This window comes from Roseateles sp. (genome assembly GCF_031397715.1).
In the GTDB taxonomy this organism is placed as follows: Bacteria; Pseudomonadota; Gammaproteobacteria; order Burkholderiales; family Burkholderiaceae_C; genus Paucibacter_A.
In genome coordinates, this window is record NZ_JANNMI010000028.1 from 1 (window position 1) to 9,199 (window position 9,199).

The window sequence follows — 9,199 nt, forward strand, 5'->3', positions numbered from 1 at the left end:
GGGCTGTAGTTGCTGTCTGCCGCTAACAAAGCAGCGCCCTCCACCATAGAAGTGGCGAGGCCAAGCGATGTTGCGGGATCAAGGCCAAGTTTGCTCCCCGCCTGCGCCAACGCATCGATGAACCGATAGACAAAGGCCGGACCTGACCCTGCAAGAGCGGTGACGGCGTCCATCTTATCCTCGCTCGCCATCCAAAATGACGCGCCAAGTGGTTTCAATAGCTGCTCAATTCGCTGCCGATCCAAATCGGCATTAGTGAACATCCCCATCGGTGACTTGCCAATCGCTGCGGCAAGATTGGGCATCAGGCGAATGACATTCCGTTCGGGCAGCGCCGCTTGCAACGTAGCCAGCCGGGTTCCGGCAAGGATGGAAAACACCAAGCCCGTGATGAGATTTCTGCCTGCCACCAACGTCGGCCACCCGCGCAGAACCCTGTTCTCCCTGGCCTGCCTCGGCGCACTGCTTGCGGCGCTGCTTGCCGCAGTCGCCGGAAGCAACGTCGCTCAGGCACAAAAACTCAGCGAGTCGGCCCAGGGCCTGCACGAAGCAACACCGCGCTGGCACGCCTTGACCGGCATCCGACTGGTGCTGGCGCCCGGCCAAGTGGTCGAAAACGGGACTTTGGTGATACGCGACGGCGTCATCGTCGCTGCCGGCGCGCAGGTCGCCGTGCCTGCAGGCGCGCGGGTTTGGCCCTTGGCCGGTCGCACGGTCTATGCAGGCTTTGTGGACATGGCCAGCGGCATCGGCCAAACCAAGCCGGACGCACCCGGTGCCGCAGCGCGCGCCATGGCAGGCACCGGTCCGATACTCAGCCCTTCAAAACGCTGGGTGCGGCCGGAATTCAGCCAGGCGAGCGCCTTGGACCTGCGTGCCGACGATATCAAAACCTACCGCGAACTCGGCTTCACCACTGCCTTGTCGGCCCCCACGGCGGGCATCTTCCGTGGACAGAGCGCGCTGCTGAGCTTGCGCGACGGCACCGACCCGCGCCAACTCGTGCTGGCCAGCGACGTCGCCCAGCATCTGGCCCATGAATTCACACAGTTCGAATTCGAGGCGCGCAGCAACGCCACCATCGTCTATCCGACCTCGTTGATGGGCAGCATCGCGCTGGTGCGCCAGACCTGGCTGAATGCACGCTGGTACGCCACGGCCACGCCGGCTGGCGAGCGGCGCGAATTCAACGCCAGCCTGCAGGCTTTGGCGCCAGCACTCGCCGGCAAGCAGGCGGTGATCTACGAGGCGCGTGACGAGCAAGACTACGCCCGCATCGCAAAGGTTCGCGACGAGTTCAAATTGCGCGCATGGGTGCAGGGCAATGGCTTTGAATACCGGCGCGCCGCGCAACTGAAGGCGCAGGATCTGCCGGTGATCGTGCCGCTGAACTACCCGGGCGCCCCGGAGGTCGAGCAACCCGAAAGTGCGCTGGACGTCGCCTTTCAGCAGCTGCAGCACTGGGAACGCGCGCCGTCCAATCTGGCTGCCCTGCAAGCCGAAGGCGTCACCTTCGTGATCTCCACCCAAGGGCTGAAGGACGCCAAGAAGGACTTCTGGCCGCGCCTGCGCCAAGCCGTCAAGCGCGGCCTACCGGCCGACGCGGCGCTGGCCGCCCTGACCACCACGCCGGCCAAGCTCTTGGGCGCTGCCCAGTGGGGCCGCCTGGCCGCCGGCCAGATGGCCAATGTGGTGGTGGCCAACGGTGACTTGTTCACCAACGAGCAGGCCGAGATCGAGCTGAGCTTCGTCGACGGCCAGCCCTACGCCACCGAGGTCTACGAGCGTTTCGAGCCGCGTGGCAGCTGGCAAATCGAGTCGAAAGGGCTGAGCCCCTTGACCTTCAACATTGCCGGCACCCGCGCCAAGCCCAGCCTGCAGATCGACGGCAAGAACTGCGAGTTGCAGGCCCGCGGCCGCGAGCTGTTGCTGCGCTGGCCCTGCGACCCGAGCGCCACCGAGCGCAGCACATTGCGCCTGGAAGGCCGCAGCGACGCCCTGAGCGGCGCGCTCATGCTTGCTGACGGCCGCCAGCAAGCCTGGACGGGGCAGCGCACGGCCGCCTTCGTGGAGGCTGACAACGCCGCCAAAGCCGCCAAGCCCGAAACCCTGCCGCCGGTTCGGGCGGCGCAGTTTCCGGCGGGCGTGTTCGGCCGAGAAGCGCTGCCCACCCGTCCCGCGGCGCTTGTGGTGCGCAACGCCACCATCTGGACCAGTGCTGCCGCCGGTCGACTTGAAGCGACGGATCTGCTGGTGCGTGACGGCAAAATTGCGGCCATCGGTCGCCAACTGGCCGCACCCGCCGAAGCGCTGGTGATCGACGCCGCCGGCCGCCACCTCACGCCCGGCATCATCGATGCCCACTCGCACACCGCCATCACCCGCGGCATCAACGAGTTTGCCCACTCGGTGACCGCCGAAGTGCGTATCGGCGACATCATCGATGCCACCGACATCAGCATCTACCGCCAGCTCGCCGGTGGCGTGACGGCGGCCAATCTGCTGCACGGCTCGGCCAACACGATCGGCGGCCAGAACCAGGTCATCAAGCTGCGCTGGGGTGCCGACGCCGACGGGCTGAAGCTCGAAGGCGCCAAGCCCGGCATCAAGCTTGCGTTGGGTGAGAACGTCAAGCGCGCCAACTTCCCGGACGCGGGCAGTGGCGCCCGCTACCCGGTCACCCGCATGGGTGTCGAGCAGGTGCTGCGCGACAGCTTCTTGGCCGCTCGGGCCTACCAGGCCGAGTGGGCGCAGTGGCGCAAGAACGGCGGTGCCGAGCCGCGCCGAGACTTGCAGATGGACACGCTGGTGGAACTGTTGGAGCGCCGCCGGGTGATCCACATCCACAGCTACCGCGCCGATGAGATTTTGATGTTCGTCCAGGTCGCACGCGACTTTGGCCTGGAGGTTGCCACCTTTCAACACGTGCTCGAAGGCTACAAAGTGGCCAAGGAAATCGCCTCGATCGGCGCGGGCGCCTCGGGCTTTTCGGACTGGTGGGCCTACAAGGTCGAGGTGCAGGACGCGATCCCCTACAACGGCGCCATCACCCACCGTGCGGGCGTGCTGACCAGTTTCAACTCCGACAGCGACGAACTCGCGCGCCGCCTCAATACCGAAGCCGCCAAGGCTGTACGTTATGGTGGCTTGAGTGAGGAAGAAGCGCTGAAGTTCGTCACCATCAACCCGGCCCGGCAGTTGCGTGTTGAAGCCCGGGTCGGTTCGCTGGAAGTGGGCAAGGATGCCGACTTCGTGCTGTGGAGCGCGCACCCGCTGTCCACCAGCGCGCGTGCCGAGCAAACCTGGATCGACGGCCGCCGCTATTTCGATCGGGCCGACGACGCGCAACTGCGCGAGCGCGACCGCATCGAGCGCGCCCGCCTGATGGCCCTGGCCCTGCCTGCACGCACCGCTGCAGCAGCTAGCACCAGCGCCAGCGATATGCCCGCTGCAGGGTCCAGGCCACCGGCTAGCGCGCTGGGCACCTTGCTTGAGACCCTTGCACTGCAGCGCTGGCTGCACGACGCCGGCCGCTACCAAGACAGCTATTGGGGCGGCTCACCCTGGCATGAATGCACGGGTGATGCTCAATGAAGTCCGCCATGAACCCCACTACAGCCATGATCACCAGCTCCACCCCCTCATTGCGCACGCACTGGGCGGCAGCTTGGTTTGCAGCTGCCATCGGCCTGAGCTTCGGCGCGGCCAGTGCGTCACCCAACGTACCGCCGCCCGCGCAGACACAAGCACTGATGATCCGCGGCGCCACGCTGCACACCGTCAGCGGGGCCGACATCGTCAACGGCAGCATGTTGCTTGAACGTGGCCGCATCAGCGCCATCGGCGGGCCGGAACTGCAGGCGCCGGCCGGCGCAAAGACGCTCGACTTGGCCGGGCGCCATGTCTACCCCGGCATGGTGGCCGCCGACACCACGCTGGGTCTGGCCGAAATTCAGTCGGTGCGCGCCTCGGTCGATACCACCGAAACCGGCGCACTCAACCCGAACGCGCGCGCCTTGGTCGCCGTCAATGCCGACAGCGAACTGATCCCGGTCAACCGTGCCGGCGGCGTGCTGGCAGCGTTGAGCGTACCGATGAGCGGCCCCACGGGCTTGATCGCCGGTACCTCGGCGTTGATCCAATTGGACGGCTGGAACTGGCAGGACATGAGCCTCACCCCGGAGGTGGCACTGCACATCACGGTGCCCAAGCTGCGCATGAACTCTGCGCTGTTTCCGAACCTGCCCGAGCAACGACTGGCAGATCTGCGCCGCAATACCGAGGCCCGCCTGAGGCTTCTGGAAGACGCCTTCACCAATACTGCCGCTTACGCTCGGGCTCGATCCGCAGACTCCGCCACGCCGATCGACACCCGCTGGGAAGCGATGCTGCCGGTTCTCCCGGTTATGGCGGGCGGCGCCGCGCAGCGCCCGGTGTTCATCGAAGCCAACGATCTGGCGCAGATCCGCTACGCCCTCGACTTTGCCGAACGCTTCAAACTGAAGTGGGTGCTGGTGGGCGGAGCCGACGCCTGGCGGGTCGCCGACACGCTGCGTGAACGCCAGGTGCCGGTCATCATCGGCGGCCTGTACCGGCTGCCAGCCCGGCGCGATGACCTGCCCGATGCCCTGTACACCCTGCCTGCCAAGCTGGCCGCCGCCGGGGTGAAGTTCGCCATAGCCTCGGGCGGCCGCGACTCCTCCAATGAGCGCAATTTGCCGTTCGAGGCCGGCCACGCCCGGGCCTACGGGTTGTCAGACGAGGAGGCGTTGAAGTCGGTGACGCTTTACCCAGCGCAGATCCTCGGTGCGGCGGATCGCCTGGGTTCGCTGGAAGTGGGCAAGCACGCCAGTTTCTTCGTCAGCGACGGCAGTCCGCTGGAGATGCGAACCCGCATCGAACGCGTTTTCATCCAGGGCCGCGAGATCGAGCTGAGCGATCGTCAGACGCAGCTGCGCGACAAGTACCAGCAACGCGATAAGCCTTGAACGGCGGGGCCGCAAGTCGCGCGCGGGCTCGGGCGTGCTGAGAGCTGACGCTGGGCAACGGCTGCTTGCTGCCGAGTATCAAGGTTATGAAGCAAAAGCGGCTAAGGGTTCCGGGCGCACTGCGGGCGGCCGACCCCGCAACCCGCCCCAGCATGATGGAACTTTGCTACTCATTTCGGCAAGTCGCAGGAACTCGTGCGCCGCCCGAGCAATGACTTTGGCGCCCTACGCCGGCACTGGCCTAGGAGCCGCCAACTGCTCGGTCGCGAGCATGCGCTGCACCGCAGTGCGCGCCAACATGCGCTGCAAGTAGGCGCCGATCAGCGCAAAGTCGCGCGCCGGCCGGCTGGCAAAGCCACGCGTCCAGCGGCACAGCATGAAGGCCATCGCGTCAACCGCGCTGTAGTTAGCACCGAGCAGCCAAGACTCGCCGTGCGAGGCCAATTGCGCCTCGACCTGCGCCAACAAGTCCACCACGCGCGCCTCGGCCGCCGCCTGCACCTCGGCAGCACCGTCCGCATTGCCCGCCTTGACCCAACGCTCGGGGTAGAAGTAAGCCAGCAGCGCCGGCTGCAGCGTGTTGGTCAGCCAGATCAGCCACTTGTAAGCCTGCGCCCGCTCGGGCGTAGCGAGTGCGGGCAGTAACGCCGAGTTTGGATGGGTATCGGCCAAATGCAGGAGCATTGCGGCGGCTTCGTAGAGCACCGTCTCGCCATCCACCAGCACTGGGATCAGCCCGTTGGGATTGAGCTTGAGGTAGTCGGCCGACTTGTGGGCGTTGTTGGCGCGATCGACCTGCGTGAGCTCGAAGGGCCGGCCGATTTCTTCCAGCAAAAGGTGCGGCGCCATGCTGGCGTTGCCGGGGAAGTAGTGCAAATGGATCATGACAAGTTCCAGAGTTTTGAGCTGAATGCCGCAGGCATCGTAACCCTGCACAATCGGCATTTTTTACACCGCCCAGCCCATGCGTCCATTTTCCCTGCCCTGCCCACCCGAGCTGCGCTGCATGGAATTGCAGGCCGACGACATCCCCGCCTTGCAGGTCTTCTTCGATGCGAATCCGGAGTACTTTTTCAGCGTCGGCGGTGAGCCCCCCGGGCCCAATCTGGCGGCCGAGGAATTCCATGAACTACCGCCGGCCGAACTGAGCTACTCGCGAACCTATTACCTCGCCTTTGTGCCGTCCACTGACCTGGCGCCTTGGCGCGCCATCGCCCAGCTCACCAGCGATTTGATGACCGCAGGGGTCTGCCACATCGGCTTGTTCATTGTTGCCACTGCGCAGCACGGCCGGGGCGACGCGCAGGCTTTGTTCGCGAGCCTTGAGCAATGGGCCATAAGCCAAGGCGCTCGCTGGCTGCGCTTGGGGGTGGTGGTCGGCAATGTCAGGGCCGAACGTTTCTGGGCGGCTCAAGGTTTTGTCGAATTGCGTCAGCGCCATGGTGTCGCCACCGGGCCAAGACTGAACAGCATCCGCGTGATGTTGAAGCCGCTGGCCGGCGCGACGCAGGCGCAATATTTGGCCCTGGTCGCCCGCGATCGGCCCGACCCGAGCTGTGGCTAACTAACCACTCAAACCAGCGGCCGCCTGGGCCCGCATCCGGGCATGGATATAGGCACCCTGCGGAATATGCAGCAGGTCCGCGATGCGCCACATCACGTGCCGCTCATGCTCGCTGAGCTGGCCGTCGGCATAGGCCACATCCCACATGAACTCGATCATGCGCAGCTTTTGCGGCATCTCGAAGCTCTCGTTGATGCGGGAAGTGAAGGCAAACCAGTCGCTGGCGCTCTTGGCCTCGCCTTCAGCCAGCTCGGTCAGCCGCGCGGCTTCATCATCGTTGAGCCCGAACTTGGCCCGCAGCGCGGCCAGCACCGCCGCCCGTTCACCGGCGTGAAAGCTGGGGTCGGCCCGCATCACCTCGACCAACATCACCGCAGTGGCGAGTTGCAGCGCATGCGCTTCATCGGCCGCGCCGGGCTGCGGTGGCAGCAGGCCGTCGAACAGGTTTTTGAGCGTCTTCATCAACATGGCAGCCTCACTGCGGGTTCAAGCAGTCTTCCAGCGTCAAGCCGGTCATCTGCCGAATCCCGCGCGCCAGGTAGAACAACACGCCCATCGTCAACAGCATCGAGGGGATAGCGATCATCGGCCAACTGAGCAGATTCATGCGGCCCAGCTCGGTGTTGAACTGCTCGCTGCCGGCCGGGCTGTGCACCAGCCAGACCGCCAACACATAGTTCATCACGCTCGAAAACGCGAAGCTGCCGGCCAGCATCACGGTGCCCAGCTTGAGCCGGCGCTCAAAGGCCTGCGTGGCGCCGCGCTCAGCCAGTGCTGCTTCGATGCGCGGCACGTTCATGATGCTCGGGTTGAACACCATCAAGCGCACCAAAGGCTTTTTGCCCAGCAGCGACAGCAGGATCGCGATGGCGATGGCGCCCGGAACGGCCGCCTCCTTGATGGCCAACCAGCGCGTATCCAAAGCGAGCAGTGCAATGCCGCCGGTCAGCAAGGTGCTGACCACGCCCAGGGCCGCCATCCAACTGAAGCGGCGCTCGCGCAGGCCGCTGTAAAGCGCCCAGCCGAGCGGGAAGGCCAGCGCCAGCAGCAGCGCGCCGACATTGCCCAGCCGCTCGGCGCTGCTGAGCAGCATCAGGACCAGGGACGGCAGCAGGACGGCAATCAGCAGTTCGGCCAGCGTGGTGCTGGGGCGAGCCGCAGAGGCGGGCGCGGAAGAAGGCATGGCAGGCATCGTTGAAGTGAGGGGGCAGGTAAGCGCAAGCGCAAGCGCCAGACTGTAGACGATCACGCCGACGGGTCCGGGCCGGCCATCAAAGCCTCGCAGCGCAGCGCCACACGCAAGGCCACATCACCCGCTTGGGTCGCGCCATGGCGGGCCGCCAACGCCTGCGCGCCAGTGCGCAGCGCGCCCGCCACCAGCACTTGCTGCAAGGCGGCGGGAAGTTGCTTGGCCAAGTCGGCCTCCAACACATAGTGACCCGCCTGCGCCGCTTTGACTCGCCGCGCAAACAGCAGTTGCTCGGCATGCATGGGCAGCATCAGCACCGGCACGCCGGCCTGCAAGGCGGAGCAGACGGTGCCGGAGCCGGCATGGCAGAGCACCGCCTGCGCCTGGCTGAGGGCTGCGGCCATGGCCACTGGGCCGTCGCTGAAGGCCAAGTTGGCATGCGTGAAGCGTTGGCGCATGTCTGGGCGCAGGCCCGTCACATGCACCAGGCTGAGCCAGGGCCCGGCGCGCAGGCATTGCAACACCCGCTCGACACCGCCGTACTCACCCTTCAAATAGGCGAACAGCCGCGGGCGGTCGGGCTCGGTCGCAGTCGCAGTCATGGGCAAGACCGGCCACACCGCCGGCCCGTCCTGGTCACGCGCCGGCAGCGGGCCCCAATACTGCGCGTGCTGCCGCCCGGGTGAACCGCCATCAGCCGCGCCGTAATGGTCAAGCTCAGGCCAAGTCAGCAAGAACTGCTGATCGGCGGCGACCAAGTCATGCAGGGCGGTGAGCGGCGCCGCCTCGAACTGCGCCAGCAAGGCATTGCAGGTCGCTAGCGCCCGCGCCTCGGTCTGCGCCAGCCGGGCCGGGTCCACGCGCTCCCATTCCCGAAAACTCGGCAGCGGCGCCACCGCCGGTGGGATGAAGAAGCCGGTGCCCATCACCGCCGTGGCCATGCCGCCAAGCGTGCGGGCCGCCAGTTGGGCGGTCGGGGCATGGTCGGCCAGCAAGAGCTGAGGCTGGATCGAAGCAAACAAGTTGCGCCAAGCCTGCACCAAGCTGAGCAGGCGGCGCGCGTCCAGATAGCCGGCGTGAAACAGCAGCTCGACATAGGAACAAGGCGGCGCCAAGCCTTGCAGCTGAGCGGTCCAGATCGGCGCCTTGAAACTCGGCCCCTCAACCGCCTAACCGAGACCGCCATTAATCTTCGCTGCGACAGTGTGCCCGCCTTTCGTCTGACCCTGGTCGCTGCGGCGGTCTGGTTGCTCAATGCCTCAGCCGCACACGCGGCGACCTTCGAGGGCAGCATCATGGCCGATGGCCTCACCCAGGTCAGCTCGGCGCCCAGCAACCAGGTGTACGGCTACGACTATTCGTCGAGCTACTCAGGCAACGCCGATTACGGCCAGTCGCGCGTCAATGCCGTCAGCTCGGGTCAGCCGCTGCGCAAAGAGGTCGAGACCGTGCTGACCT

9 protein-coding genes are annotated in these 9,199 nt (G+C 66.0%); 4 read left to right on the forward strand and 5 right to left on the reverse strand.

The features are described 5' to 3' along the window. Positions 1-380 (reverse strand): pyrroline-5-carboxylate reductase family protein (locus RMO57_RS01310; RefSeq protein WP_310383510.1); only part of this gene is annotated, 380 nt, incomplete at its 3' end. A 10-nt stretch (positions 381-390) separates the two neighbouring features. On the opposite strand from RMO57_RS01310, the gene RMO57_RS01315 reads away from it, so the two are divergent. Then, entirely contained in the window at positions 391-3,594 is a 3,204-nt protein-coding gene (locus RMO57_RS01315; protein WP_310383511.1) for an amidohydrolase family protein, read from the forward strand. Positions 3,595-3,602: 8 nt separating this feature from the next. Next, complete coding sequence (locus RMO57_RS01320; RefSeq protein WP_310383512.1) at positions 3,603-4,988, forward strand: amidohydrolase family protein; 1,386 nt, start codon at positions 3,603-3,605, stop codon at positions 4,986-4,988. A gap of 225 nt (positions 4,989-5,213) precedes the next feature. Here RMO57_RS01320 and RMO57_RS01325 read toward each other — a convergent pair whose 3' ends face one another. After that, positions 5,214-5,873 carry a glutathione S-transferase gene (locus RMO57_RS01325; protein WP_310383514.1) on the reverse strand — a complete coding sequence of 220 codons (660 nt, stop codon included), beginning with the start codon at positions 5,871-5,873 and terminating at the stop codon, positions 5,214-5,216. A gap of 79 nt (positions 5,874-5,952) precedes the next feature. Here RMO57_RS01325 and RMO57_RS01330 point away from each other — a divergent pair, with 79 nt between their 5' ends. Then, complete coding sequence (locus tag RMO57_RS01330) at positions 5,953-6,552, forward strand: GNAT family N-acetyltransferase (protein ID WP_310383516.1); 600 nt, start codon at positions 5,953-5,955, stop codon at positions 6,550-6,552. On the opposite strand, the gene RMO57_RS01335 is transcribed toward RMO57_RS01330, so the two are convergent. The 3 genes from RMO57_RS01335 to RMO57_RS01345 all read right to left on the reverse strand — a co-directional run bounded on the left by RMO57_RS01335 (position 6,553) and on the right by RMO57_RS01345 (position 8,856). Then, positions 6,553-7,020, reverse strand: a complete 468-nt coding sequence (locus RMO57_RS01335) for a TerB family tellurite resistance protein (RefSeq protein ID WP_310383517.1) — start codon at positions 7,018-7,020, stop codon at positions 6,553-6,555. Positions 7,021-7,027: 7 nt separating this feature from the next. Further along, the gene (locus tag RMO57_RS01340) at positions 7,028-7,735 is read right to left on the reverse strand and encodes a VC0807 family protein (RefSeq protein WP_310383519.1); all 708 of its coding nucleotides are present in this window, start codon (positions 7,733-7,735) and stop codon (positions 7,028-7,030) included. A 62-nt stretch (positions 7,736-7,797) separates the two neighbouring features. After that, positions 7,798-8,856, reverse strand: coding sequence for a glycosyltransferase (locus RMO57_RS01345; protein ID WP_310383521.1), 1,059 nt, complete (start codon positions 8,854-8,856; stop codon positions 7,798-7,800). Between the two features lie 90 nt (positions 8,857-8,946). Between RMO57_RS01345 and RMO57_RS01350 the strand changes: the two genes are divergently transcribed. Next, the coding region (locus RMO57_RS01350; RefSeq protein ID WP_310383522.1) for a hypothetical protein at positions 8,947-9,199 on the forward strand (253 nt) is incomplete at its 3' end.

What these genes read in the sequence shown, in the direction of transcription:
- RMO57_RS01315 (WP_310383511.1), top strand. Translation starts at nt 391, where the DNA reads ATGAGATTTCTGCCTGCCACCAACGTCGGCCACCCGCGCAGAACCCTG.
- RMO57_RS01320 (WP_310383512.1), top strand. Translation starts at nt 3,603, where the DNA reads ATGAACCCCACTACAGCCATGATCACCAGCTCCACCCCCTCATTGCGC.
- RMO57_RS01330 (WP_310383516.1), top strand. Translation starts at nt 5,953, where the DNA reads ATGCGTCCATTTTCCCTGCCCTGCCCACCCGAGCTGCGCTGCATGGAA.
- RMO57_RS01325 (WP_310383514.1), bottom strand. Translation starts at nt 5,873, where the DNA reads ATGATCCATTTGCACTACTTCCCCGGCAACGCCAGCATGGCGCCGCAC.
- RMO57_RS01335 (WP_310383517.1), bottom strand. Translation starts at nt 7,020, where the DNA reads ATGTTGATGAAGACGCTCAAAAACCTGTTCGACGGCCTGCTGCCACCG.
- RMO57_RS01340 (WP_310383519.1), bottom strand. Translation starts at nt 7,735, where the DNA reads ATGCCTTCTTCCGCGCCCGCCTCTGCGGCTCGCCCCAGCACCACGCTG.